22 protein-coding genes and 1 pseudogene are annotated in these 25,998 nt (G+C 72.6%); 16 read left to right on the forward strand and 7 right to left on the reverse strand.

What is annotated here, in order from left to right:
* Nucleotides 1–155 precede the first annotated feature (155 nt).
* Nucleotides 156–1,274, reverse strand: a complete 1,119-nt coding sequence (gene serC / locus ACFV9J_RS00005; protein ID WP_385347473.1) for a phosphoserine transaminase — start codon at nucleotides 1,272–1,274, stop codon at nucleotides 156–158.
* Between the two features lie 110 nt (nucleotides 1,275–1,384).
* Here serC and ACFV9J_RS00010 point away from each other — a divergent pair, with 110 nt between their 5' ends.
* Entirely contained in the window at nucleotides 1,385–4,240 is a 2,856-nt protein-coding gene (locus ACFV9J_RS00010) for an FAD-binding and (Fe-S)-binding domain-containing protein (protein ID WP_385347476.1), read from the forward strand.
* A gap of 483 nt (nucleotides 4,241–4,723) precedes the next feature.
* On the opposite strand, the gene ACFV9J_RS00015 is transcribed toward ACFV9J_RS00010, so the two are convergent.
* From ACFV9J_RS00015 to ACFV9J_RS00025, 3 genes are read right to left on the reverse strand one after another with little or no spacing between them, the layout of a single operon-like run.
* The gene (locus ACFV9J_RS00015) at nucleotides 4,724–5,431 is read right to left on the reverse strand and encodes a hypothetical protein (protein WP_385347479.1); all 708 of its coding nucleotides are present in this window, start codon (nucleotides 5,429–5,431) and stop codon (nucleotides 4,724–4,726) included.
* 59 nt (nucleotides 5,432–5,490) lie between these two features.
* The gene (locus ACFV9J_RS00020; protein WP_385347482.1) at nucleotides 5,491–5,787 is read right to left on the reverse strand and encodes a hypothetical protein; all 297 of its coding nucleotides are present in this window, start codon (nucleotides 5,785–5,787) and stop codon (nucleotides 5,491–5,493) included.
* Nucleotides 5,784–6,035, reverse strand: coding sequence for a hypothetical protein (locus tag ACFV9J_RS00025; RefSeq protein WP_385347485.1), 252 nt, complete (start codon nucleotides 6,033–6,035; stop codon nucleotides 5,784–5,786). Before ACFV9J_RS00025 ends, ACFV9J_RS00020 begins: the two co-directional genes overlap by 4 nt.
* Before the next feature lie 395 nt (nucleotides 6,036–6,430).
* Between ACFV9J_RS00025 and ACFV9J_RS00030 the strand changes: the two genes are divergently transcribed.
* Both ACFV9J_RS00030 and ACFV9J_RS00035 read left to right on the forward strand, forming a co-directional pair.
* Nucleotides 6,431–6,904, forward strand: coding sequence for a hypothetical protein (locus ACFV9J_RS00030; RefSeq protein ID WP_385347488.1), 474 nt, complete (start codon nucleotides 6,431–6,433; stop codon nucleotides 6,902–6,904).
* A 42-nt stretch (nucleotides 6,905–6,946) separates the two neighbouring features.
* Nucleotides 6,947–7,683, forward strand: a pseudogene (locus ACFV9J_RS00035) (transposase).
* 63 nt (nucleotides 7,684–7,746) lie between these two features.
* On the opposite strand, the gene ACFV9J_RS00040 reads toward ACFV9J_RS00035, so the two are convergent.
* Nucleotides 7,747–8,037: a hypothetical protein gene (locus ACFV9J_RS00040; RefSeq protein WP_385347491.1), complete on the reverse strand. Its 291-nt coding sequence runs from the start codon at nucleotides 8,035–8,037 to the stop codon at nucleotides 7,747–7,749.
* Between the two features lie 97 nt (nucleotides 8,038–8,134).
* Complete coding sequence (locus tag ACFV9J_RS00045; RefSeq protein WP_385347494.1) at nucleotides 8,135–8,854, reverse strand: GntR family transcriptional regulator; 720 nt, start codon at nucleotides 8,852–8,854, stop codon at nucleotides 8,135–8,137.
* 55 nt (nucleotides 8,855–8,909) lie between these two features.
* On the opposite strand from ACFV9J_RS00045, the gene ACFV9J_RS00050 reads away from it, so the two are divergent.
* The 3 genes from ACFV9J_RS00050 (at nucleotide 8,910) to ACFV9J_RS00060 (ending at nucleotide 12,031) form a co-directional block, all read left to right on the forward strand.
* Nucleotides 8,910–9,725 carry a class I SAM-dependent methyltransferase gene (locus ACFV9J_RS00050; protein ID WP_385347497.1) on the forward strand — a complete coding sequence of 272 codons (816 nt, stop codon included), beginning with the start codon at nucleotides 8,910–8,912 and terminating at the stop codon, nucleotides 9,723–9,725.
* Between the two features lie 42 nt (nucleotides 9,726–9,767).
* Nucleotides 9,768–11,348 (forward strand): FG-GAP-like repeat-containing protein, encoded by a 1,581-nt coding sequence (locus ACFV9J_RS00055; protein ID WP_385347499.1) that lies wholly within the window; start codon nucleotides 9,768–9,770, stop codon nucleotides 11,346–11,348.
* A gap of 95 nt (nucleotides 11,349–11,443) precedes the next feature.
* A complete protein-coding gene (locus ACFV9J_RS00060; protein ID WP_385347502.1) occupies nucleotides 11,444–12,031 on the forward strand; it encodes a DinB family protein in 588 nt (195 codons plus the stop codon).
* 9 nt (nucleotides 12,032–12,040) lie between these two features.
* Here ACFV9J_RS00060 and ACFV9J_RS00065 read toward each other — a convergent pair whose 3' ends face one another.
* Nucleotides 12,041–12,493 (reverse strand): NUDIX hydrolase, encoded by a 453-nt coding sequence (locus ACFV9J_RS00065; RefSeq protein WP_385347505.1) that lies wholly within the window; start codon nucleotides 12,491–12,493, stop codon nucleotides 12,041–12,043.
* Between the two features lie 196 nt (nucleotides 12,494–12,689).
* Between ACFV9J_RS00065 and ACFV9J_RS00070 the strand changes: the two genes are divergently transcribed.
* The 10 genes from ACFV9J_RS00070 (at nucleotide 12,690) to ACFV9J_RS00115 (ending at nucleotide 25,994) form a co-directional block, all read left to right on the forward strand.
* A complete protein-coding gene (locus ACFV9J_RS00070) occupies nucleotides 12,690–13,667 on the forward strand; it encodes a DMT family transporter (protein ID WP_385347507.1) in 978 nt (325 codons plus the stop codon).
* 100 nt (nucleotides 13,668–13,767) lie between these two features.
* Complete coding sequence (locus tag ACFV9J_RS00075; RefSeq protein WP_385347510.1) at nucleotides 13,768–15,552, forward strand: serine/threonine-protein kinase; 1,785 nt, start codon at nucleotides 13,768–13,770, stop codon at nucleotides 15,550–15,552.
* Between the two features lie 151 nt (nucleotides 15,553–15,703).
* Nucleotides 15,704–16,516, forward strand: coding sequence for a TIGR03084 family metal-binding protein (locus ACFV9J_RS00080; RefSeq protein ID WP_385347512.1), 813 nt, complete (start codon nucleotides 15,704–15,706; stop codon nucleotides 16,514–16,516).
* The gene (locus ACFV9J_RS00085) at nucleotides 16,513–18,213 is read left to right on the forward strand and encodes an acyclic terpene utilization AtuA family protein (protein ID WP_385347515.1); all 1,701 of its coding nucleotides are present in this window, start codon (nucleotides 16,513–16,515) and stop codon (nucleotides 18,211–18,213) included. The genes ACFV9J_RS00080 and ACFV9J_RS00085 overlap by 4 nt, the downstream gene beginning before the upstream one ends.
* A 78-nt stretch (nucleotides 18,214–18,291) precedes the next feature.
* Nucleotides 18,292–19,890, forward strand: a complete 1,599-nt coding sequence (locus ACFV9J_RS00090; protein ID WP_385347518.1) for an acyl-CoA carboxylase subunit beta — start codon at nucleotides 18,292–18,294, stop codon at nucleotides 19,888–19,890.
* A gap of 13 nt (nucleotides 19,891–19,903) precedes the next feature.
* Nucleotides 19,904–21,790, forward strand: coding sequence for a biotin carboxylase N-terminal domain-containing protein (locus ACFV9J_RS00095; protein ID WP_385347521.1), 1,887 nt, complete (start codon nucleotides 19,904–19,906; stop codon nucleotides 21,788–21,790).
* A 34-nt stretch (nucleotides 21,791–21,824) separates the two neighbouring features.
* Nucleotides 21,825–22,973, forward strand: coding sequence for an acyl-CoA dehydrogenase family protein (locus tag ACFV9J_RS00100; protein ID WP_385347524.1), 1,149 nt, complete (start codon nucleotides 21,825–21,827; stop codon nucleotides 22,971–22,973).
* A 98-nt stretch (nucleotides 22,974–23,071) separates the two neighbouring features.
* A complete protein-coding gene (locus ACFV9J_RS00105) occupies nucleotides 23,072–24,640 on the forward strand; it encodes a 4-coumarate--CoA ligase family protein (RefSeq protein WP_385347527.1) in 1,569 nt (522 codons plus the stop codon).
* On the forward strand, nucleotides 24,637–25,380 hold the full coding sequence (locus ACFV9J_RS00110) for an enoyl-CoA hydratase family protein (RefSeq protein WP_385347531.1): 744 nt from the start codon (nucleotides 24,637–24,639) through the stop codon (nucleotides 25,378–25,380). Before ACFV9J_RS00105 ends, ACFV9J_RS00110 begins: the two co-directional genes overlap by 4 nt.
* Nucleotides 25,368–25,994, forward strand: coding sequence for a TetR/AcrR family transcriptional regulator (locus tag ACFV9J_RS00115; RefSeq protein WP_385347534.1), 627 nt, complete (start codon nucleotides 25,368–25,370; stop codon nucleotides 25,992–25,994). Before ACFV9J_RS00110 ends, ACFV9J_RS00115 begins: the two co-directional genes overlap by 13 nt.
* The last annotated feature ends 4 nt before the right edge of the window (nucleotides 25,995–25,998 follow it).

Here is a 25,998-nt window from a genome sequence, read left to right on the forward strand (position 1 = left end):
TATATTCCCCTGGGCGGGGCACCCTGGCCCCCCCCCCCCCCCCGCGGGGCCCCCGCGGTGCACTTGTCCGCGGTGGTGTGGGGCGCCGGGTGGCGGGGGGCGCGCCGGGGGTAACACCCGCGGGGCGCCCTCCGTCGTCGTACGGCGAGGTGCGGCTACAGCTTCTCGATGACGTAGTCGACGCACTTCGTCAGCGCCTCGACGTCCGCCGGGTCGATCGCCGGGAACATCGCGACGCGCAGCTGGTTGCGGCCGAGCTTGCGGTACGGCTCGGTGTCGACGATGCCGTTGGCGCGCAGCACCTTGGCGACGGCGGCGGCGTCGATGTCGTCGGAGAAGTCGATCGTGCCGATGACCTGCGAGCGCTTGGCCGGGTCGGAGACGAACGGGGTGGCGTACTTGGACTCGTCGGCCCAGGTGTACAGGCGGGACGAGGAGTCCTTGGTGCGGGCCGTGGTGAAGTCCAGGCCGCCCTGGCCGTTCATCCAGTCCAGCTGCTCACCGAGGAGGAACAGGGTGGCCAGCGCCGGGGTGTTGTACGTCTGGTTCTTGCGGGAGTTGTCGATCGCCGTCGGGAGCGAGAAGAACTCCGGGACGTGGCGGCCCGAGGCGTGGATCCGCTCGGCGCGCTCGATCGCGGCCGGGGAGAAGACGCCGATCCACAGGCCGCCGTCGGAGGCGAAGGACTTCTGCGGGGCGAAGTAGTAGACGTCGGTCTCGGCGATGTCCACCGGGAGGCCGCCCGCGCCGGACGTCGCGTCGACCAGGACGAGGGCGCCCTCGTCCGCGCCGGCGACGCGCTTGATCGGCATGGCGACACCGGTGGAGGTCTCGTTGTGCGTGAGGCCGTACACGTCCACGCCGGCCTCGGCGCGCGCCTCGGGGTGGGTGCCCGGGTCGGCGGCGACGACGGTCGGCTCGGCCAGCCACGGGGCGAGCTTCGCGGCCTTGGCGAACTTGGAGGAGAACTCGCCGAAGCTCAGGTGCTGCGACTTGTTCTCGATCAGGCCGTGGGTCGCGACGTCCCAGAACGCGGTGGAGCCGCCGTTGCCGAGGATCACCTCGTAGCCTTCGGGGAGCCGGAACAGCTCGCGGATGCCCTCACGGACCTTGCCGACCAGGTTCTTGACGGGCGCCTGGCGGTGGGAGGTGCCGAGCAGGGACGTACCGGTGGCGGCCAGGGCGTCCAGCGCCTCCACCCGCACCTTGGAGGGACCCGCGCCGAAACGACCGTCCGCGGGCTTCATGTCAGCAGGAATCTGGATCTCAGCCACGAGCCGGAGGGTATCGCCTCGGCCAAACCGGGCGAAGACATGTCCGTCCGATGAGACGAGATCTCCGCCGTGCGGACCTGTGCGGAGCTACGAGAGCCCATGCTGGAGGCATGACGGATCTGGAGGCAGCACTGCGCAGGGCCGTCCGCGGCGAGGTCGGGTTCGACACCACGTCCCGGGCGCTGACCACCATGGACGCGTCGAACTACCGGAGGGTCCCGCTCGGGGTGGTCGCGCCCAGGGACGCCGACGACGTGGCGGCCGTACTGGAGGTGTGCCGGGAGCGCGGGGTGCCGGTCGTCGCGCGAGGCGGCGGTACGTCGATCGCCGGGCAGGCGACGGGCACGGGGGTGGTGCTGGACTTCACCCGGCACATGAACCGGCTGGTCGGGATCGATCCGCAGGCGCGTACGGCCGTCGTCCAGCCGGGGCTGGTCCTGGACCGTCTCCAGGACGCCGCCGCGCCGCACGGGCTGCGGTTCGGGCCCGACCCGTCCACCCACGGCCGCTGCACGCTCGGCGGCATGATCGGCAACAACTCCTGCGGTTCCCACTCGGTGGCCTGGGGCACGACGGCCGACAGCGTGCGCGAGCTGTCCGTGCTCACCGCGCGCGGGCGGCGGCTGCGGCTCGGGCAGGAGTGGTCCGGGGCGCCGGAGGGCCTGCGCGAGCTGGTGGACGGTGATCTGGCGCGCCTGCGCACCGGCTTCCCCGACCTTCCGCGCCGCATCTCCGGCTACGCGCTGGACGCCCTGCTGCCGGAGAAGGGCGCGGACGTGGCCCGCTCCTTCTGCGGCTCGGAGGGCACCCTCGGCGTGCTGACGGAAGCCGTCGTCCGGCTGGTCGAGTCTCCGCGCGCGCGTGCGCTGGCCGTGCTGGGCTACGCCGACGAGGCGGGCGCGGCGGAGGCGGCGGCCGGGCTGCTGCCGTTCGGGCCGCTGACGGTGGAGGGCATGGCGGTCGACCTGGTGCCGTCCACGGAGGGGCTGCCGCGGGGCGGGGCCTGGCTGTTCGTGGAGACCGGCGGCGACACGGAGGCGGAGGCCCGCGCGCGTGCGCAGGCGGTGGTGCGGGCGGCGGACGTCGTGGACGCGCGGGTGGTGACCGACCCGGCCGGGCAGCGGACGCTGTGGCGCATCCGGGAGGACGCGAGCGGTACGGCGACCAGGATGCCGGACGGCTCGGAGGCCTGGCCCGGGTGGGAGGACTGCGCGGTGCCGCCGGCCCGGCTGGGAGGCTATCTGCGCGACTTCCGGCGCCTGCTCACCGCCCACGGGCTGCGCGGCACGCCGTACGGGCACTTCGGCGACGGCTGCATCCACGTACGCATCGACTTCGACCTGCTGTCGGAGGCCGGGGTCGCCCGCTTCCGCCGCTTCTCGGAGGAGCTGGCGGACGTGGTGGTGGCGCACGGCGGTTCGCTGTCCGGGGAGCACGGGGACGGGCAGGCGCGGGCCGAGCTGCTGCCGAGGATGTACGACGAAGAGACGGTCGCCCTCTTCGAGCGCGCGAAGGCCGTCTGGGACCCGGACGACCTCCTCAACCCCGGCATGCTGGTCCGCCCGGCGCCGCTCGACGCCAACCTCCGCTTCTCCGTCCTGCCGCGCGAGCCGGTGGACGTGGAGTTCGGCTACCCGTCCGACGGCGGCGACTTCTCGGCGGCCGTGCGCCGCTGCGTCGGGGTCGCCAAGTGCCGTACGACGTCGGTGTCGGGGGCGGGCGTGATGTGCCCGTCGTACCGTGCGACGGGGGAGGAGACGCACTCCACGCGCGGGCGCGCCCGGCTGCTGCACGAGATGCTCGCGGGCGAGCTGGTGACGGACGGCTGGCGGTCCACGGAGGTCCGGGACGCCCTGGACCTGTGCCTGTCCTGCAAGGGCTGCCGCTCCGACTGCCCGGTCGAGGTCGACATGGCCACGTACAAGGCGGAGTTCCTGCACCACCACTACGCCGGGCGCCGCCGCCCCACCGCCCACTACGCGATGGGCTGGCTGCCGGTGTGGCTGCGCTGGGCGGCACGGGCGCGGGTGGCGCCGGTCGTCAACGCGCTGGCGTCGGTGCGGCCGTTGGCGGCGGTGGCGAAGCGGCTGGGCGGGATCGCGGGGGAGCGGGAGGTGCCGCGGCTGGCCGGGGAGACGTTCAGCAGGTGGTGGCGGAGGCGGGGAGGGCGGCCGGCCGCGGGCGGGGACCTGGTGGTCCTGTGGCCCGACACCTTCACCGAGCACCTCTCGCCCTCCGTCGGCCGGGCGGCCGTACGGGTGCTGGAGGCGGCGGGGCTGCGGGTGGCGCTGCCGCCGACGCTGCGGGGACGCGGGGTGGTCGGCGACGGTACGTCGAAGTCGCCCCTGGCGCTGCTGACGGCCCGTCGGGGCGGCCGGGTCTGCTGCGGCCTGACGTACGTCTCCACGGGCCAACTAGACCGGGCCCGGGCGGTGATGCGCCGCACGCTCGACCTGATGGCGCCGGTGCTGGAGACGTCCGCGCCGGTCGTCGTCCTGGAGCCGAGCTGCGCCGCCGCCCTGCGCACGGACCTGCCCGAGCTGCTGCACGACGACCCGCGCGCGGCCCGGCTGGCCTCGCGCGTCCTGACCTTCGCGGAGGCGCTGGAGCGCCACGCCCCCGACTGGAACCCCCCTGCCGTGAACCTCCCGGCGGTCGGCCAGACCCACTGCCACCAGCACGCGGTCCTGGGCGACGCGGCCGACCGGCGCCTGCGGGAGTCGGCAGGCCTGACCGGTGAGCTGAGCGGCGGCTGCTGCGGCCTCGCGGGCAACTTCGGCTTCGAGGACGGCCACTACGAGGTGTCGGCCGCGTGCGCCGAGGACCAGCTCCTCCCCGCGGTGCGCGAGGCCCCGGACGGCGCGGTGGTCCTGGCGGACGGTTTCTCGTGCCGGACCCAGCTGGAACAGCTGGCGGGGGTGCGGGGGCGGCATCTGGCGGAGGTGCTGGCGGAGGGGCTGGAATGAGGGGCTGGAATGAGGGCCGTCGCGCTGGTGACTTCTACGGCCGGTGGAACCGGACCTCCGGGTGGGAGGGCGTGGCGCCCTGGAGGAGCGGTTGGGGGAGGCCTCGCAGGTGGAGGCCGAAGAAGGCGCGGGTGAAATCGCGGGTGATGTACCAACTCCGCTCACCCAAGAGCGGGACCGTCGGATCTGCCGGCCCCAGCCGGCCCGGGCGGGCGCCGGTGGGGGAGGGCAACGCCAGTACGGCGGCGGGCGCTGACGACGCTGGGGCGGCTCCCAGAAGGGGGACGGACACGGCTCCCGCGAGCAGTGCGGTCAGGACGGCTCTGCGTGAGGTGTTCGATCTGCTGGGCATGCAGTCGAAGTTAGGGTTCTGAAGGCGCTCGATGAATCAGTCCTGAGCGGTACTTGGACGTCAATCCGTAGTCTGGTCACGGCGGACGGGATGCCCCGTGGGGATTACATGCCTTGATGAGAGGCGACGTCTCAACTGATCCTTGCGCCCACGTTGGGTTTGATGCCCTCCTTGGCTTGCTGGACCCGATCACGAAGCAGTCTCAGTGCCGCTTGGGTCCGCTCCTTCGTGGTCTTCTGCTCAGATGTCATTGCGGTGACCCACAGCAGGGTCGTGCCGCTTCGGGCCTTCACGGAGAGCAGCGTCGGCTGGACATCCGCGGATGACTTGAGCACATCTCGGGTAGCTGTTTGCTCGTCTCCCAGAGATTCGGAAAGGCCGACTTGCGCGCCACTCAGGTTCAGCGAGGCGTAGAGATCGTGCGCGGCGCTTTCGCTGGAGCAGGAGTACAGGGCGAAAGTCAGTCGGATGCTCTCGCCAGGGGTCCGGCCGTCGCGCTTGAAGTCGCTTTGGCCCAGGGCTACAAGGCCGGGGCAGCCATGTGCCATCACTCCCTGGCACATGAACTGGTCGGTGGTCACCAATGGCTCAACGATGCGCGACCAGCCCGGTAGTGCGGCTTCGTCGGGCAGTACTTCCTTCACGCGGCCGATGTCGAGAACCGAGACTGGTTTGCCGTCGACGCTGGTGGCGGAAGGAGCTGTGCTCGGAGGGGATGCGGTGGCCGACGAAGGCGCCTCGGGTGTTTCGGCTTCGGTTCCGCAGCCGGAGAACAGCAGGCATGCTGCTGTCGTCAACACCGCCGTCAGGGATCTCCGTCTGCCACTCACGTCCGTCATCTTCCCCGCCCCTACGTCGATTTGTGACGCGATCATATGCGTCTGCTGGATGGGCCCTATCAGGGTTTGGTCAGTGAGTCGACTTGACGGAGGTCGCTCAGCCTCCGCCCCCGGCTCTCGGCCACCCGTAGCGCGTCCGCGAGGGATTCGGCGAGGTAGCGGAGTTCGCCGAGCGGGGTGCGGGGGAGGAGGTCGTGGGCGTGGGCGAGGAGTTCCGCTCCCATGCCGAGCTGAGTGGACTCGGCGGTGTCGGCAAGCCGTGAGACGGGGCCGCCGTTGTCGTCGGTGATCAGGTAGCAGGGCCTGCCCTCGGGGCCGGACCAGGGGAGCAGTCGAGGTTCGCGCGGTGTCGTCATGCGGCCGCCTCCAGTTCGTACAGCGTGCCCGCGAGCAGGTAGGGGCGGACGGCCACGGTCTCGGCGCCGTCGAGGGCCGTGGGCAGGCCGTAGGGACTGCGGTGGGAGGGGAGGGTGATCACGCCGACGGTGGACGGAGGGGGCGGCGCGGTACGGGTTGCCGGGCGCGGGCCGGTGCGGCGGTGGGTGCCTCGGGGCTTGAGCAGCAAGCTCACCCGTGTGCAGAGGCGACCGATAGGCTCGTTCATGTCATCAGCTCCTTTGGGTTTGGCTGGTGGCCATGCCCCGGGGCCGGTCGGACGGCCGCCGGGGCTTCGGCATGTTGACTACGTGACTGGCCGCGACCGAGATGCGGCGCCTTCCGCTGTCACGCGACTCCGAGAGTCAGACTGGACCGGTGGACCGGTCCAGTCAAGCGAATCGGCAGTAATCGTCGTCCGCTCACTCCTGCGGAACGCGCAGATGCCACAGATCGGCCGGTGCGTTGACTACCGCTTCAGGCGGGGCTGTTCGATGCGACGGGGCTCCTGGCTCGTCGTCACCTTGCGTCTCAGTCGTCGCTGGTGCTTCCGCGGTCTAAAGGTTGTCCCGCAACGGGAAGGGGCTCCCCTGACCATCGGCCTGCCCGCCGTAGTCTGATCCGGTGGGTTTCTTCAAACGATTGACCGGAACCCGGCATCCCGTCAGCGGCGTTGCACCGCTCGCCATTGCCGAGGTCCGGGACGCGCTGCTCTCGGTGAACGGGCCGGGCGTGCCCTGCCGCGTGCGGCTGGCCGACCCTGCGGAGAAGGGCGACTTGGTGGCGGAGTGGCGGATCCTGCGCCGCTCGCCCGGTCAACAGGTCGACCAACGTCTGACGATCAGGATGCACATGGATCCCGGATGCCATGAGGTACGAGTTCTGCAGGAGCAGCGAACGAGTTCCAGGGGGAAGTTGTCCGCGTCGCGTGCGTACGGGCGTGGTCACGGGTTCTCGGTGGAGTGGACATACGAGCGGGGGCCTGATGGCCGCCGCCGCAGAGTCAAGACGCTGGACACACGCGAGATGAGCAACGTCCTGCGGCGATCGGTCCTCGACGCGGGATGGTCTTGGCGTCCCAGGCGGTTCCGCCTGTAAGGGCCGCCTCGTAAGTGATCTTGCTCTGCGATGATCTCGACCGTGTCATGTGTGATCACAGCGTCTGAGCCGTCCTGGATAGACCCGTTCACGGGGCTGAGCCCACGCTGCTTCGGCAAGTTCGTGACCGCCCTGCGTCGTGAGGGAGCTGACGTAGTCCGTCGAGGCCGGCCGTGGAGCCTGCTGCTGGAGGACCGCGTCCTGCTGGTGGCAGCGTATTGGAGAACCAACCTGACGCTGCGCCAGACCGCGTCATCAACCGTCTGGGGCCGCCGCTGCTCGCGCTGCGGGCGCGCCGTCGTTTCCACAAGGACACCGTGCTCATCGTGGACGGCACCTTGGTGCCCACGCGTGACCATTCAGTGGCCGAGCAGTCGAAGAACTATCGGTACTCCACCAACCACCAGGTCGTCATTGACGCAGATACACAACTGGTCGTCGCCGTGGGTCGGCCTTGGCCCGGTAACCGCAACGACTGCAGGGCATGGGAGTTGTCCGGAGTGAAGCCGGCCGTCGGCAACGCGACGGTGATCGCTGACGGCGGTTACCGTGGCACCGGCCTGGTGATCCCCCACCGTCGCGAGCCCGGCCAGGCCGAACTCCCAGTCTGGAAAGAGGAGCACAATCGCTCACACCGCAAGGTCCGTGCTCGTGTCGAGCACGCCTTCGCCCGCATGAAGAGCTGGACGATCCTCCGCGACTGCCGCTTGAAGGGAGACGGTGTTCATCACGCCATGCTTGGCATCGCCCGCCTGCACAACCTCGCGCTCGCCGGATAGACCGGCCCGAGTCGACCATGCTCGATGGAACCGTCCACTCCGTTGATCATTACGGGACAGCCTTTAGTCGAGGTCGATGGCCAATATCTCCGCCAGGCGCGAAAGGCCTTCGATGGATCGCTCCACGTGCACGGGGATGATTCGGTCTCGCGCTGCTTTGGGCAGGTGCTGGTCTGCTTCTTGCATAAGCGTCGCGTACTCCCGGAAGACCTGTACACACAGGTTGGCGAGCTGCGCCGCTCGACGACGATCCGGGTCGTCCGCGTCGAGGTCTGCCTCACACAGTTCCAGGGCGTCTTCGAGGTAGGAGTACCGGTGGGGTGCCAGTGCGCCGGGCGCCGGTCGGTTGTCCACGGCCACAGTCTGTCGGCCGGCAGGCACCGCGTGAAGAGGTGCGCTTGCACCAGAACTTGGTTGATCCACGTGCCGCTTCGTCCGAAGCGGTGTGTCGCTAGCCCATGGGGTAGCTGTCGATCTGCTCGAAGGCGTGGGCCGGTGTGATGCCCTCCTCGCACACCAGCGCGTGGTGTCGTTGGTCGAACGCTGTGTGCAGGACGACGGCCACTGCTGCGGGCCGCTCCACATCCAGGTGTCGTGCCTCCTCGTCCGTGGCCAGTCGCACCGTTGTGACGTCGACGCCCTCGACCGGGGAATGGCCCGTCTCGCGGCGGACGTAGTGCGTCGTGCCCTCGGCGATCGGCCCCTTGGCGGACAGTCGCGGCGCGGCGTCCGCCACGGAGGCCGGAAACCATGCGGTCACCAGGCTGTACGGAGAACCGTCGTCCAGGAGCACGAGCCGAACACGACGCAAGGCCTTCTCGCCGTGCGTCAACCCCAGGGCCTCGGTGACGTGGGCGGGCGGCACCGCGCGATCCGGTGTGCCCAGTCGGCGGTACGGCGCTCCCCCCGACAGGCGGGTCGAGCCCGCCCGGCGTCCACCGGCGGGGCGGGCGACGGGTGTCTCCGTCACAACGTAGCCGGAGCCCTGCCGGGCGGCCACGAGCCCGTCGTGACGCAGGGTGTCGTAGGCCTTGACAACGGTGGCCCGTGACACACCCCACTGTTCGGCCAGATCACGGCCCGACGGCAGGAGGTCGCCCGTCCCGAACTCGCCGTTCGCGATGCGGGTGCGCAGATCGTCGGCGATCTGCTCGTACTTCAGCAGCGGCATGGCGCTCCTTCCCGATCACTGGACCGGTCCACCGGTACGCCGTAACAATGTACGGATGACGAGCCTTGAGGTGACGCCGGAGATCGTGAGGTTCTACAGCGAGACCGTCGACGAGGCGGACCGGTTGGTCAGTACTGCCGACGGGCGTCTGGAGATGGTACGCACGCAGGAGCTGCTGCGCCGCCATCTCCCCTCGCCACCGGCCCGGGTGCTCGACGTCGGAGGTGGTCCCGGCACGCATGCGCGATGGCTGGTGGAGGACGGGTACGAGGTGCACGTGGTCGATCCCATTCCCCGCCACATCGAACAGGCGGTGGCCACTGGCGCGACCGCCGAGCTGGGCGACGCCCGACACCTCACGGCCGACGACAGCGCCTACGACGTCGTACTCGTGTTGGGTCCGATGTACCACCTGCCGCAGCGGGTGGACCGGGACCGTGCGCTGGCGGAGGCACTTCGGGTGCTCCGGCCGGGCGGACTCCTCGCGGTCGCCGGGATCAACCGGTACGCGTCGCTCTTTGAGCACGCCGCCTACGCACATCTGCACAAGGAGTCGATGCGGGAGAGCATCGGGACCATCCTTGCGACCCAGATCCACGATGGGAAGAAGGCGTTCACCACGGCGTACTTCCACACCGGGGAGCAGTTGCGCGAGGAGGTCGCGGCGGCGGGGTTCCCGGACGCGTCCGTCTTCGGGATCGAGGGGCCTGCCTGGTCCCTGCTGGCGGCAGCGGAGCGGAACACGGGTCAGTCGTTCCGTGAGTCGAGCCTGTTCGAGTCGGTGCTCGGTGCGGCTCGTATGGCCGAGCCCTACCCCGAGTTGCTGGCGGCGAGTTCGCACCTGCTGGCTGTGGCGCGTCGGCCCGTGTGAGGGGTCGGAACCGCGTGCCGCGACGGGTGCGTGATCGTTCGTATGGACGGTTCGGGTGATCAGGGGCAGGCGTCGCGGTGGCGGGGCGGCAGGCGGCCGTGGGTGGTCGGGGGCGGTGCGGCGCTCGTCGCCTTGGCGGTCGCCGCGGGTCTGGTGATCGCCGACGACGGGGCCGTCGACATCGCCGCGCCGTACGGCTGCGGGACCGGCGGCGGCGCTCACGGCACCGCGTCCCCCTCCTCCGCGTCCCCCTCCTCCGCGTCGGACCGGCCCGCGTCGGACGGCGCCGCCGACTTCGACGGGGACGGGCATCCCGACCTGGCGCTCGGCTCGATGGGAGACGTGCCGGGCGGGTACGGCGGGGGGAGTGTCGAGGTCGCGTACGGGGCGGGGGACGGGACCGGGATCGCCCGGTGTCAGCACCTGACGCAGGACGACGCCGGGATACCGGGGAAGAACCGGGACGAGTCGTTCTTCGGGAGCGATGTCGTGGCCCGCGACTTCGACGGGGACGGGTACACCGATCTCGCCGCCTCCGTCTTCGACTGGAAGCCGAGCGTGATCATCATGTGGGGGTCCGAGAACGGGCTCTCGCGTGCAGTCCGGGTGCCGGGGACGGACGGCAGTCACGTCGCCTGGGGCGACGACCCGATCCTGGACGAGCAGCTCGCCGGCGGTGACTTCGACGGGGACGGGCACCCCGACCTGGTCTTCGGGCTCGGCTCCGGCAAGGGGCTGCTGAAGGGGCCCTTCGGGCGGGACGGCACCCCCGCCGGGACGGGCCGGGTCGCTGCTCCGCGCCGCCCCGCACCGGACGTCGAGAGCGCGAACTACGACGACCTCCTCGCCGGGGACCTCGACGGCGACGGCGTCGACGACCTGGTGAGCATCCACGACGCCGACACCGGAGGCGAGGTGCCCTGGCGGGACCGGACCCAGCCGGTGAGCTACCTGCGCGGCGGCCGGGACGGCTTCACGCAGCCCGGGGACGTCCGGCTCCCCGACGCCGGCGAGGGGGCGATCGGCGACGTGGACGGGGACGGCACCGACGACCTGGTCCTCAGTCCCCGAGGCGGCGACGCGAGCCGGAGCTCGGTGACGGTGGTGTACGGGTCGGAGGGCGGACCGGGGACGCGTACGACCACGGTCGACCGCGACACCCCCGGCGTGCCCGGCGACGAACCCCAGGACGAGGACGCCGTCCTCACCAGCCTGGACACCGGGGACGTCAACGGCGACGGGTACGCGGACGTGGTGGCCGGGGCTCCCCGGTGGGACGTGTACGGGGAGCCCGGGCCGGAGCAGGTGCTGTTCCTCGCGGGGGGACCGGACGGGCTCAGCGGTGCGGGCGCCCGGCTGTTCGACGGGGACGACCTCGGCGCCGCGCCGGGCGGGGACGCGGACTTCGGCGCCGCCGTGGGCCTCACCGACCTGGACGGCGACGGCCGGGCCGACCTCGTGGTGACCGCGCCGGGCAGCGACACGGTCGAGGGCGTCGCGTACCTGCTGTGGGGCACCGCCGAGGGGCCGTCCACGACCGGCGTCACCCGGCTGACCGAGGGCACCTTCGACGACACCAAGGGGCTGGACCTGCTGATGGGCGGTGGGGGGATCGCCCACTAGGCGCTCCGGGCCCGATCTAGGACATGGATTGACCTAGATCGGTCGTAGCGTGGTCCTCGACCGACGGAGCAGGAACAGCGGAAGGCGGAGACCCCATGAGCACCATCGAGCCCACCACCGAGCCCATCGCCGAGTCCAGCGCCGAGGCGACCACCGAGTCCATCACCAAGCCCCTCACCGGCGAGCGGGCCGACCTGCTGGAGACGCTGGCCAAGCACCGGCACTTCCTGCGCTTCACCACCCGTGACCTCACCGACGAGCAGGCCGGGCTCCGGACCACCGTCAGCGAGCTGTGCCTGGGCGGCCTGATCAAGCACACGGCCGCGGCCGAGCGGAACTGGACCGCCTTCATCGCGAACGGCCCCTCCGCGATGGGCGACTTCGCGGCCATGACCGAGGCCGACTTCGCCCAGCGGGCCGACGAGTTCAAGATGCTGCCCGGCGAGACGCTGGCCGGCGTGCTGGACGACTACGCCGAGGTGGCCCGCCGGACCGAGGAGCTGATCGCCGCTCTGCCCGACCTGGGGGCCGCCCATCCGCTGCCGAAGGCGCCGTGGTTCGAGGCCGACACCGAGTGGTCGGCACGCCGGGTGCTGATGCACGTCATCGGCGAGACCGCCCAGCACGCCGGCCACGCCGACATCATCCGGGAGGCCCTGGACGGCGCCAAGAGCATGGGGTGACCGGCCCGGTCAGGGCGCCCTCTCGCCGCGTACCAGCGGACGGCAGACCGGCTGGACGTCCTCGGGCAGCTCGTCCGGGCGGCACCAGCGGGCCTCCAGGATCTCGAAGGGGTCGAGGCGCAGCTCGCCGCCCAGGAGACGGGCCTCGTAGGCCACCTCCAGGCGGGTGCGCAGGCCGCTGTTGAGCATGACCAGCCGGCCCGCCTCCACGTCGAGCCCGGTCTCCTCCCTGACCTCCCGGACGACGGTCTGCCGGAAGTCCTCGCCCTTGTGCGCGAAGCCGCTCGGCAGACCCCACTGGCGGCCCGGCGCCCACAACCGGTGCTTCAGCATCAGGACCCGCCCCTCGTCGTCCCGCACGACGCCGGTCACGCCGACCACGAACTTGGCGTTCACCAGCCACATCAGGCGGCTCTGGACGGGGCGCAGCAGGCGCCAGAGGCGGGTCAGGAGTCGTCTCACCCGGCGACCGTACCCGCTCGGTGCGGGGCCGGGCGGGGGCGGTACCCGGCTCGCCAGTCGGACGTGCGTTGACAGCCGGACACCCCGGCCCCGACAGTTGCGTAAAACGGCTACGTGCCTGACATGGTCCATTACTCTGGACCGTGCAGTGCAGTATGTCGAACGACGCCCGTCCGCACACCGTCCCGGAGCCCCCGTGAGTACCCCCAGCGCCACCCCCGGCACCTCGTCCCCGGCCGCCGCGCCCGCCGCCGCGCCCGCCGTCGGTCACGCGTCCGTGCCGGACGGTGCGCCGGGCGGGCGGTTCGGCGCCCTCGGCCCCGTCGGCCTGGTCCTCGCCGGTGGCATCTCCGTGCAGTTCGGTGCCGCGCTGGCGGTGAGCCTGATGCCGCGGGCCGGGGCGCTCGGCGTGGTGACCCTGCGGCTGGCCGTGGCCGCCGTCGTCATGCTCCTGGTCTGCCGCCCCCGGCTGCGCGGCCACTCCCGGGCCGACTGGGGCACGGTCGTCGTCTTCGGCATCGCCATGGCCGCCATGAACGGCCTCTTCTACCAGGCCGTCGACCGCATCCCGCTCGGCCCCGCCGTCACCCTGGAGGTGCTCGGCCCGCTCGCCCTGTCCGTCTTCGCCTCCCGCCGTGCGGTGAACCTGGTCTGGGCCGCGCTCGCCCTGGCCGGCGTCTTCCTGCTGGGCGGCGGCGGCTTCGAGGGCCTCGACCCGGCCGGTGCCGCCTTCGCCCTGGCGGCGGGCGCCATGTGGGCGGCGTACATCGTCTTCAGCGCCCGCACCGGACGCCGCTTCCCGCAGGCCGACGGGCTGGCGCTGGCGATGGCGGTCGGCGCGCTGCTGTTCCTGCCGCTCGGCATCGTCGAGTCGGGGCCGAAGCTGATCGACCCGGTGACGCTCGCGCTCGGCGCCGGCGTCGCCCTGCTCTCCTCCGTCCTGCCCTACACCCTCGAACTCCTCGCGCTGCGCCGTCTGCCCGCGCCGACCTTCGCCATCCTCATGAGCCTGGAGCCCGCCATCGCCGCGGCGGCCGGTTTCCTCATCCTCGACCAGGCCCTGACCGCCACCCAGTCCGCCGCCATCGCCCTGGTCATCGCGGCCAGCATGGGCGCGGTGCGGACCCAGGTGGGGCGGCGGCGGACGAAGGCGCCGCTCCCCGAGCTGCCGTGACCGCCCCGGCGTGCGTGACCGCCCCGGCGTGCGTGACCGCCGCCCGCGGAGCATAGGCTGCGTACCTGGTCAGCTCATCGGGATCATGGGGAGGGAACCGATGAATCACACGGCCGAGGTCTTCCAGCCCTTGCAGGACGACGATCCGCGCACCGTGGCCGGTTACCGTCTCGCGGCCCGGCTCGGAGCGGGCGGCATGGGCCGGGTGTACCTGTCGCACACCCGGGGCGGCCGGCCCGTGGCCATCAAGGTCGTACGGTCGGAACTGGCCGACGACGCGACCTTCCGGCGGCGTTTCGGCCGGGAGATCACGGCGGCCCGCAGGGTGAAGGGCGCCTACACCGCCGAACTGATCGACGCCGACCCGGACGGCGCCCCGCCCTGGCTGGCCACCCTGTACGTGCCGGGGCCCTCCCTCGCGGGCGCCGTCGCCCGGAGCGGGCCGCTGCCGGTGCCCGCCGTGCTCTGGCTGATGGCCGGGGTCGCCGAGGCGCTGCAGGCCATCCACGCGGCGGGGATCGTGCACCGGGACCTCAAACCGGCCAACGTCCTGCTGGCCGCCGACGGACCGCGCGTCATCGACTTCGGCATCTCGCTCGCCGCCGACAGCACCGCGCACACCGCCACGGGCACCACCATCGGCACGCCCCAGTACATGGCCCCCGAGCAGGCCTCCGCGGGCGCCATCACGGCGGCCACCGACATCTTCTCGCTCGGGCAGACGGCCGCGTTCGCGGCACTGGGCAAGCCCCTGTACGGCGACGGACCGGCCGCCACCGTGCTGTACCGGATCGTCCACTCCGAGCCAGACCTCTCCGAGCTGCCCGAACGCCTGCGCGACCTGCTCGGCCGCTGCCTGGCAACCGACCCCGAGGAGCGGGCCACCCCCGCGGAGATCGTCGAGTGGTGCCGCCGGGAACTGGGCCGGGACGGCGGGGAGGAGGCCGGTCCGGCCGTGTGGCGGGAGATCGCGGGGCCGCCGGTGACGGTCCCGCCGCCGGTCGCGGCCACCGGGCCCGCGACCGCCGCGGCTCCGGTCGCGGCCCCGGGCCCGACCGCGGTGCACACCACGCCCTGGACCGTCCCGCAGGGCCATGTCCCACAGGGGACCGTCCCCCCGCCCTGGCCGGGCGCCGCCGGACCGGGCGGCCCGTTCGCGCCGCCGCGGCGGCCGGACGGGCCGGAGGAGCGCAGGCGCCGCCGGAGGAACGCCGTCCTGATCACGGCCGCCGCCGTCGTCGCGTGCGGCCTCGTGATCGCGGCGGGAACGGCCCTCCTGGACGCGGCGGGACGCGGCCTGGACCGGGCCCGGGACGCGGCCGCGACGGCATCGGCGTCGGAGTCCGCGTCGGCGCCCGAGTCGGCGTCCGGTACGCCCCGTCCGGTGGCGGAGGGGGCGGCGTCGGGCGGGGAGGCCGCCGCGTCGACGACCGGCCCGGGTGCCCGCTCGTCCGGCGGTACGTCGGACACGGCGGCTGACGGCCCCACGGCCGGTGCCACCGCTCCGCAGGCCCACGTCTACATCACCCCGTTGCTCACCCAGGACAACTCGGTGAACATCCACAACGGCGAGGAGAGCAAGAACCGCAAGGGAGATGTCCGTTTCGGCTGCGAGAGCGCGGGCTGCGAGCTGACGAGCGACACCAGCGTGATGGTCCACAACATCCTCGGCCCCGGCGCTACGTACGAGACGTGCCGTCAGCTGACCGCCGACCAAGAGGCCTCCCACGAGCTCCTGCTGGCCGACAAGGCGGCGGGAAGCGAGATCTGCGTCAAACACCGCAACGGTGACATCGCGCTGATGGTCATCCAGACCAAGTCGACCGCCCTGCCGGACGTCGGCTTCGTCACCATGGATCTGACGGTCTGGCCTGCGGCCGGGTGACCGCGCTGATCCGAAGCCCTTCCTGACCAAGGATCCCGGGGCCGCCCGCCCGTCGGGCAAAATCATGCAAGCGTGCTTGATTGTTACCGGCCGCCCTGCCATGCTCCTCACCACACCGCGCCGCACGCCGCCGTGCCCGAGGGGAGCGACCGTGTCCGACCCGACACCCGTGATCGACGACCTGCGCGAGGAGAGCGAGGAACTCGACGCCCTGGTAGCCGAGTTGAGCCCCGAGGGCTGGCGCCGGGCCACCCCGGCGCCCGGCTGGACGATCGCCCACCAGATCGCGCACCTGAACTGGACCGACCGGGCCGCCCTGACCGCGGTCACCGACGAGGACGGGTTCGGGGCGCTGGTCGAGCTGGCGCTCGCCGCACCCGACCGGTACGTCGACGACGGCGCCGAGGAGGGGGCGAAGCAGGACCCCGCCGCGCTGCTCACGGCCTGGCGGGAGGGCCGCGCCGCCCTCGACGAGGCGCTGCGCACCGCCGCCCCCGGCGCCCGCTTCCCCTGGTACGGCCCGCCCATGGCCACCGCCTCCATGGCCACCGCCCGCCTGATGGAGACCTGGGCCCACGGCCTGGACATCGCGGTCGCCCTCGGCGTGACCCGCCCGCCCACCGGCCGGCTGCGGCACATCGCCCGCATCGGCGTCCGCGCCCGGGACTTCGCCTACGCCGCCCACGGGCTCACCCCGCCCGCCGAGCCGTTCCGCGTCGAACTCACCGCCCCGGGCGGGGACGTGTGGGCGTACGGCCCCGAGGACGCCGCCCAGCGCGTGACCGGCCCCGCGCTCGACTTCTGCCTCCTGGCCACCCAGCGCGCCCACCGCGCCGACCTCGCCCTCACCGCCGAGGGCCCGGACGCCGACCGCTGGCTGGACATCGCCCAGGCCTTCGCCGGACCGCCGGGAGCCGGACGCCCGCCCGGAGCCGGACGCCCGGCGCAGGGGGAGCCCCGGTGAGCGTGCTCCGCGTCGGCAACGCCTCCGGCTTCTACGGCGACCGCTTCGACGCCATGCGCGAGATGCTCACCGACGGCCCGCTGGACGTCCTCACCGGCGACTACCTCGCCGAGCTGACCATGCTCATCCTCGGCCGGGACCGGCTGAAGGACCCCGGCGCGGGATACGCCCGCACCTTCCTGCGGCAGTTGGAGGAGAGCCTCGGCCTCGCCCACGAGCGGGGCGTGCGGATCGTCGCCAACGCGGGCGGCCTCAACCCGGCCGGACTCGCCGACGCCGTACGGGCACTGGCCGAGCGGCTCGGCATCCCGGTGCGGGTCGCGCACGTCGAGGGCGACGACCTCACCGCCGCCCACCCGGGCACGCTGGCCGCGCACGCCTACCTCGGCGGCTTCGGCATCGCCGCGTGCCTGCGGGCCGGCGCGGACGTGGTGGTCACCGGCCGGGTCACCGACGCCGCACTGGTCACCGGGCCCGCCGCCGCGCACTTCGGCTGGGGGCCCACGGAGTACGACCGGCTCGCGGGCGCGGTCGTCGCCGGGCACCTGCTGGAATGCGGGGCACAGGCGACCGGCGGCAACTACGCCTTCTTCCAGGACGGCGACGTACGGCGCCCCGGCTTCCCGCTCGCCGAACTGCACGCCGACGGCACCTCGGTGATCACCAAGCACGACGGCACCGGCGGCTTCGTCGACGTCGGCACGGTCACCGCCCAACTGCTGTACGAGACGGGCGGCGCCCGGTACGCCGGACCCGACGTCACCGCCCGGCTGGACACCGTACGGCTGAGCCAGGACGGGCCTGACCGCGTCCGCGTGGTGGGCGTGCGCGGGGAGGCCCCGCCATCCACCCTCAAGGTCGGCCTGAACCGCCTCGGCGGCTTCCGCAACGAGGTCGCCTTCGTCCTCACCGGCCTGGACATCGAGGCCAAGGCCGACCTGGTCCGGACGCAGATGGAACCCGCCCTCGGCAAGATCACCGACGTCCGCTGGGACCTGGCCCGCACCGACCGGCCCGACGCCCCCACCGAGGAGACGGCCAGCGCCCTGCTGAGGCTCGTCGTCCGGGACGCCGACCAGCAGGCCGTGGGACGGGCGCTGAGCGGCGCCGCGATCGAACTGGCCCTCGCCGGCTACCCCGGATTCCATGTGCTCGCGCCACCTGGGAAGGGCGCGCCCTATGGGGTCTTCGAGGATGTGTACGTCCCCCATGGGGCCGTCGACCATGTGGCCGTCCTCCATGACGGGCGGCGCGTGAGCGTGTCACCGGCCCAGGTCCAGGCCCCGGCCCAGGCCCAGGCCCAGGACACCGTCGTACTCGCACATGTACCGGAACCACCCCTCCCGCAGCCGCTCCCCCCGGGGCCCGTCCGCCGCGCCCCCCTCGGTCTCGTCGCCGGTGCCCGCAGCGGCGACAAGGGCGGCAACGCCAACGTCGGCGTCTGGGCCAGAACCGACGACGCCTGGCGCTGGCTCGCCCACGCACTGACCGCCGACCGGTTCCGCGAACTGATCCCCGAGGCCCGCGACCTGCCCGTCACCCGGCACCAGCTCCCCAACCTGCGCGCCCTCAACTTCGTCGTCGAGGGCATCCTCGGCGAGGGCGTCGCCGCGCAGGCCCGTTTCGACCCGCAGGCCAAGGCGCTCGGCGAATGGCTGCGCGCCCGGCACCTGGACATCCCGGAGAGCCTGCTGTGACCGTCCCGCCGTACGCCCCCGTCCCGGAGGCCCTCCTGTGACCGTCCCGCCGTACACCCCCGCCCCGGAGGTCCTGCCGTGACCGTCCTCGCCTCCGCCCTGGATCCCACCGACCCCGACCACCGCGCGCACCGCGAGGCCATGCTCGCCAAGCTCGCCGACCTGGACGCCGAACATGCCAAGGCCCTCGCGGGCGGCGGCGAGAAGTACGTCGCCCGGCACCGGAAGCGCGGCAAGCTGCTGGCCCGCGAGCGCATCGAACTGCTCCTCGACCCCGACACGCCCTTCCTGGAGCTGTCGCCGCTCGCGGCCTGGGGCAGCGAGTACACCGTCGGCGCCTCCCTCGTCACCGGCATCGGTGTCGTCGAGGGCGTCGAGTGCCTGATCACCGCCAACGACCCGACCGTGCGCGGCGGCGCCAGCAACCCCTGGTCGCTGAAGAAGGCCCTGCGCGCCAACGACATCGCCCTCGCCAACCGGCTGCCCTGCATCAGCCTGGTGGAGTCCGGCGGCGCCGACCTGCCCTCCCAGAAGGAGATCTTCATCCCGGGCGGCGCGATCTTCCGCGACCTCACCCGGCTGTCGGCGGCCGGTATCCCCACGATCGCCGTCGTCTTCGGCAACTCCACGGCCGGCGGCGCCTACATCCCCGGCATGTCCGACCACACCATCATGGTCAAGGAGCGCGCCAAGGTGTTCCTCGGCGGCCCGCCGCTGGTCAAGATGGCCACCGGCGAGGAGAGCGACGACGAGTCGCTCGGCGGCGCCGAGATGCACGCCCGCACCTCCGGCCTCGCCGACCACTTCGCCGTCGACGAACCGGACGCCCTGCGCCAGGCCCGCCGCGTCGTCGCCCGCCTCAACCACCGCAAGGCGTACGCCGACCCGCCCCTGGCCGAACCCCCGAAGTACGACCCGGAGGACCTGCTCGGCATCGTCCCCGCCGACCTCAAGGCCCCCTTCGACCCGCGCGAGGTGATCGCCCGGATCGTCGACGGCTCCGACTTCGACGAGTTCAAGCCCCTGTACGGGACCAGCCTGACCACCGGCTGGGCGGCCCTGCACGGCTACCCGGTGGGCATCCTCGCCAACGCCCAGGGGGTGCTCTTCAGCGAGGAGTCACAGAAGGCGGCCCAGTTCATCCAGCTCGCCAACCAGCGCGACATCCCACTCCTCTTCCTCCACAACACCACCGGCTACATGGTCGGCAAGGAGTACGAGCAGGGCGGGATCATCAAGCACGGCGCCATGATGATCAACGCGGTCTCCAACTCCCGCGTCCCCCACCTGTCCGTCCTCCTGGGCGCCTCCTACGGCGCCGGGCACTACGGCATGTGCGGCCGCGCCTACGACCCGCGCTTCCTCTTCGCCTGGCCCGGCGCCAAGTCCGCCGTCATGGGCCCGCAGCAGCTCGCCGGGGTCCTGTCCATCGTCGCCCGCCAGTCCGCCGCCGCGAAGGGACAGCCCTACGACGACGAGGGCGACGCGGCCCTGCGCGCCATGGTGGAGCAGCAGATCGAGTCCGAGTCGCTGCCCATGTTCCTGTCCGGGCGGCTCTACGACGACGGCGTCATCGACCCCCGCGACACCCGCACCGTCCTCGGCCTGTGCCTGTCCGCCGTGCACACCGCCCCCTACGAGGGCGCGCGCGGCGGCTTCGGCGTCTTCCGCATGTGAGGGTGAGTAACCAGTGATCACTTCCGTCCTCGTCGCCAACCGCGGCGAGATCGCCTGCCGCGTCTTCCGCACCTGCCGCGAGTCGGGCGTCCGCACCGTCGCCGTGCACTCGGACGCCGACGCGAACGCCCTCCACGCGCGCGTGGCCGACGCCGCCGTACGCCTGCCGGGCGCGGCCCCCGCCGACACCTACCTGCGCGGCGACCTGATCGTGAAGGCCGCCGTCGCCGCCGGGGCCGACGCCGTCCACCCCGGCTACGGCTTCCTCTCCGAGAACGCCGACTTCGCGCGCGCCGTACGGGACGCGGGGCTGGTGTGGATCGGACCGCCGCCCGGGGCCATCGAGGCGATGGCGTCCAAGACCCGCGCCAAGGAACTGATGGGCATCGCCCCCCGCACCGACGCCGCGGACGTCACCGAGGCCGACCTGCCGGTGCTGGTGAAGGCGGCGGCGGGCGGCGGCGGACGCGGTATGCGCGTCGTACGCCACCTCGCCGACCTCGACGCCGAACTGACCGCCGCCCGCGCGGAGGCCACGAGCGCCTTCGGCGACGGCGAGGTCTTCGTCGAGCCCTACCTGGAGAACGGCCGCCACGTCGAGGTGCAGATCCTCGCCGACACCCACGGCACGGTGTGGGCGCTCGGCACCCGCGACTGCTCCCTCCAGCGCCGCCACCAGAAGGTGATCGAGGAGGCCCCGGCGCCCGGCCTGCCTCCCGGGCTCACCGCCGAACTCCACGACCTCGCCGTACGGGCCGCCCGTGCCGTCGACTACGTCGGCGCGGGCACCGTCGAGTTCCTCGTCGCCGACGGCACGGCGCACTTCCTGGAGATGAACACCCGCCTCCAGGTCGAACACCCGGTCACGGAGGCGGTCTTCGGCATCGACCTCGTCGCCCTTCAGCTCCGGATCGCCGAGGGCCACGCCCTCGAAACCGACCCCCCACGCGCGCGTGGCCACGCCGTCGAGGCCCGCCTCTACGCCGAGGACCCGGCCAACGGCTGGGCCCCGCAGACCGGCCGCCTGCACCGCCTCGCCGTCCCGGACGGCATCCGCCTGGACACCGGCTACACCGACGGCGACGACATCGGCGTCCACTACGACCCGATGCTCGCCAAGGCGGTCGCCCACGCACCCACGCGCGCGGAGGCCGTCCGCCGACTCGCCGGGGCCCTGGAACGCGCCGCGATCCACGGCCCGGTCACCAACCGCGACCTCCTCGTCCGCTCCCTGCGCCATGAGGAGTTCACCTCCGGCCGCATGGACACGGGCTTCTACGACCGCCACCTGGCCGGCCTGACGCAGTCCGCCCCCGACCCCCTCGCCCCGCTCGCCGCCGCCCTGGCCGACGCCACCGTCAACGGGGGCCGCTTCGGCGGCGGCTGGCGCAACCTGCCCTCACAACCGCAGGTCAAGCGCTACGCCATGGCGGGAGAGGAACACGAGGTCCGCTACCACCACACCCGCGCGGGCCTCACGGCCGAGGGTGTCCGCGTCGTCCACGCGGGCCCCGACCGGGTCGTCCTCGAAACGGACGGCGTACAACGCCCCTTCGACATCGCCCGCCACGGCGACCAGATCCACGTCAACACCACGCGCCTCACCGCCCTGCCCCGCTTCCCCGACCCCACCGCCCAGCACGCCCCCGGCTCCCTCCTGGCCCCCATGCCGGGCACGGTCGCCCGCGTCGCGGAGGGCCTGACCGAGGGCACCACCGTCCAGGCGGGCCAGCCGTTGCTGTGGCTGGAGGCCATGAAGATGGAGCACCGGATCACGGCCCCGGTGACGGGGAAATTGACGGCGCTCCAGGTGGCTCCCGGACGGCAAGTGGAGGTCGGCGCCCTCTTGGCCGTAGTAGAGGGAGACGCCGGTCAGGGGCGCGGGGAACTGCGCGAGTAACCACGACGAAGCCCGCACCCGAAGGAGCACAGAGATGACCACCCTCATCGAATCCGAAGAGCACAAGTCCCTCCGCGCAGCGGTATCGGCCTTCGCCCAGACCCACCCCCACACCACCGGCGCCGAGGACAACACCCGCCTCTGGCAAGCCGCAGCCAAGCTCGGCTACATAGGCGTCAACCTGCCGGAGGCATACGGCGGAGGAGGTGCCGGCATCACCGAACTCGCCCTCGTCCTCGAAGAGCTGGGCGCCGCAGGCAACCCCCTCCTCATGATGATCGTCTCCCCGGCGATCTGCGGCACCGTCATCGCCCGCTTCGGCACCGAGGAGCAGAAACGCGAGTGGCTCCCGCCCCTCGCCGACGGCACCCGCCTCATGGCCTTCGGCATCACCGAACCCGACGCCGGCTCCAACAGCCACCGCATCACCACCACCGCCCGCCGTGACCCGGCCACCGGGGACTGGATCCTCACCGGCCGCAAGGTCTTCGTCTCCGGCGTCGACATCGCCGACGCCACCCTGATCGTCGGCCGCACCGAAGACGCCCGCACCGGAAAACTCAAGCCCTGCCTCTTCATCGTCCCGCGCGACGCCGAGGGCTTCGAGCGCCGCCCCATCGACATGGAACTCAACGCCGTGGAGCGGCAGTTCGAGCTGACCCTCGACGACGTACGGCTGCCCGCCGACGCCCTGGTCGGCGACGAGGACGCGGGGCTCCTGCAACTCTTCGCGGGCCTCAACCCCGAGCGCGTCATGACGGCCGCGTTCGGCATCGGCATGGGCCGCTACGCCCTCTCCCGCGCCCTCGAGTACGCCCGCGAGCGCACCGTCTGGAAGACCCCCATCGGCGCCCACCAGGCCATCGCCCACCCCCTCGCCCAGGCGCACATCGATCTCGAACTCGCCCGCCTGATGATGCAGAAGGCGGCCCATCTGTACGACGCGGGCGACGACGTCGGCGCGGGCGAGGCCGCCAACATGGCCAAGTACGCGGCCGGGGAGGCCTGTGTGAAGGCCGTCGACCAGGCCGTGCACACCCTCGGCGGCAACGGCCTCACCCGCGAGTACGGGCTCGCCCGGCTGATAACGGCCTCGCGCGTGGCCCGTATCGCCCCCGTGAGCCGGGAGATGATCCTCAACTACGTCTCCCACCAGACCCTGGGCCTGCCCAAGTCGTACTAGGCCAGTACTTGGGCCAGTACTTGGGCTAGTACTTGGGCCAGTACTAGCCCCCGTACTGGCCCCGTACCAGGCCGTATCCAGCCCGCGTTGGAGGAACCGTGTTCCGCAGCGAGTACGCAGACGTCCCGCCCGTCGACCTGCCCATCCACGACGCCGTGCTCGGCGGGGCCGCCGCCTTCGGGAGCACCCCGGCGCTGATCGACGGCACCGACGGCACCACCCTCACCTACGAGCAGGTGGACCGGTTCCACCGGCGCGTCGCCGCCGCCCTCGCCGAGAGCGGCGTGCGCAAGGGCGACGTCCTCGCCCTGCACAGCCCCAACACCGTCGCCTTCCCGCTGGCCTTCTACGCCGCCACCCGCGCGGGGGCCTCCGTCACCACGGTGCATCCGCTCGCCACCGCCGAGGAGTTCGCCAAGCAGCTGAAGGACAGCGCGGCCCGCTGGATCGTCACCGTGTCGCCGCTGCTGTCCACCGCCCGCCGGGCCGCCGAACTCGCGGGCGGCGTCGAGGAGATCCTGGTCTGCGACAGCGCGCCCGGTCACCGCTCGCTCATCGACATGCTGGCCTCGACCGCACCCGAACCCTCCGTCGCGTTCGACCCGGCCGAGGACGTCGCCGCCCTGCCATACTCCTCGGGCACCACCGGCACCGCCAAGGGCGTCATGCTCACCCACCGGCAGATCGCCACCAACCTCGCCCAGCTCGAACCGTCGATGCCGTCCGCGCCCGGCGACCGCGTCCTCGCCGTGCTGCCGTTCTTCCACATCTACGGCCTGACCGCCCTGATGAACGCCCCGCTCAGGCTCGGCGCCACCGTCGTCGTCCTGCCCCGCTTCGACCTGGAGCAGTTCCTCGCCGCCATCCAGAACCACCGCATCACCAGCCTGTACGTCGCCCCGCCGATCGTCCTGGCCCTCGCCAAGCACCCCCTGGTCGCCGACTACGACCTCTCCTCGCTGAAGTACATCGTCAGCGCCGCCGCCCCGCTGGACGCGCGTCTCGCCGCCGCCTGCTCGCAGCGGCTCGGCCTGCCGCCCGTCGGCCAGGCCTACGGCATGACGGAACTGTCCCCGGGCACCCACGTCGTCCCCCTGGACGCCATGGCCGACGCGCCGCCCGGCACCGTCGGCAGGCTCATCGCCGGGACCGAGATGCGCGTCGTCTCCCTCACCGACCCCGGCAAGGACCTGCCCGCGGGCGAGTCCGGGGAGATCCTCATCCGCGGCCCCCAGATCATGAAGGGCTACCTGGGCCGCCCCGACGCCACCGCCGCCATGATCGACGAGGACGGCTGGCTGCACACCGGGGACGTCGGACACGTCGACGCCGACGGCTGGCTGTTCGTCGTCGACCGCGTCAAGGAACTGATCAAGTACAAGGGCTTCCAGGTGGCCCCCGCCGAACTGGAGGCCCTCCTGCTCACCCACCCCGGCGTCGCCGACACGGCCGTCATCGGCGAGTACAACGACGACGGCAACGAAGTACCGCACGCCTTCGTCGTCCGCCAGCCGGCCGCACCCGACCTCGCGGAGGGCGAGATCATGATGTACGTCGCCGAACGCGTCGCCCCCTACAAACGCGTCCGCAAGGTCACCTTCGTGGACGCCGTCCCGCGTGCCGCGTCCGGCAAGATCCTCCGCCGCGAGCTGAGGGAGCGGCAGTGACCCCGACCGCCCGCGTCGACCGCACGCGCGCGCGGGGCGTCGAGACCCTCACCCTCGACTCCCCGCACAACCGCAACGCCCTGTCCGCCGCCCTCGTCGGGGACCTCGGCGACGCCCTCACGCGGGCGGGCGACGACCCCGGCGTCCGCGCCGTCGTCCTCACCCACACCGGCACCACCTTCAGCGCCGGTGCCGACCTGCGCGACCCGCCCGACCCGGACGCCCTGGTCGGCCTGTTCCGGCGGATCGCCGAGGTGCCGAAACCGGTGATCGCCCGGGTCGCCGGGCACGTCCGCGCGGGCGGGCTCGGCCTGGTCGCCGCCTGCGACATCGCGGCGGCATCCACGGAGTCGACCTTCGCCTTCACCGAGGTCCGCATCGGCGTGGCGCCCGCCGTCATCTCCCTGACCCTGCTGCCCCGCGCCGACCCCCGCGCCCTCGCCCGCTACTACCTCACCGGCGAGCGCTTCGACGCCGCCGAGGCCGCCCGCACCGGCCTGGTCACTGCGGCGGGCGCCGACGTGGACGCCGTACTCGAACCCGTCCTCGACGGTGTGCGCCGTGCCTCACCGCAGGGCCTGGCCGAGACGAAACGGCTGCTCACGGCTAGGGTGCTGGAGGCCTTCGACCGGGACGCGGCCGACCTCACCGCGCTCTCGGCCCGGCTGTTCGCCTCCCCGCAGGCCCGCGAGGGGATGACGGCCTTCCTCGAACGACGGGATCCGGAATGGGTGGTGTGAGCGGCGCCGTGAACGCGGCCGACCGCGCGGAGCGCGTGCCCAAGCAGGACCGCAGCCGGGCCACCCGGCAACGGCTCCTGGAAGCCGCCGTGGCCTGCCTCGCCGAACGCGGCTGGGCCGGCTCCACGGTCTCCGTCGTCGCCGAACACGCCGGGGTCTCCCGCGGCGCCGCCCAGCACCACTTCCCGACCCGCGAGGACCTCTTCACCGCGGCCGTGGAGTACGTCGCCGAGGAACGCTCCGTCGCGCTGCGCGCCCTGTTCCCCGAGGGCGCCGCCGCCGACGACCGGCGCGCGGTGGTCGCCGCCCTCGTCGACCTCTACACCGGCCCGCTCTTCCGCGCCGCCCTGCACCTGTGGGTGGCCGCCTCCAACGAGGAGCAGCTGCGCGGCCGGGTCACCGAGCTGGAGGCCCGCGTCGGCCGCGAGAGCCACCGCATCGCCGTCGACCTCCTGGGCGCCGACGAGACCCGCCCCGGCGCCCGCGAGACCGTCCAGGGCCTCCTGGACATGGCCCGCGGCCTGGGCCTGGCCAACCTCCTCACCGACGACGGGGCCCGGCGGGAACGGGTGGTGGAGCAGTGGGCCCGGCTCCTGGACGCTGCGCTGGACTGAGACG

Source organism: Streptomyces sp. NPDC059906, from assembly GCF_042730645.1.
GTDB classification, from domain to species: domain Bacteria; phylum Actinomycetota; class Actinomycetes; order Streptomycetales; family Streptomycetaceae; genus Streptomyces; species Streptomyces rubrogriseus.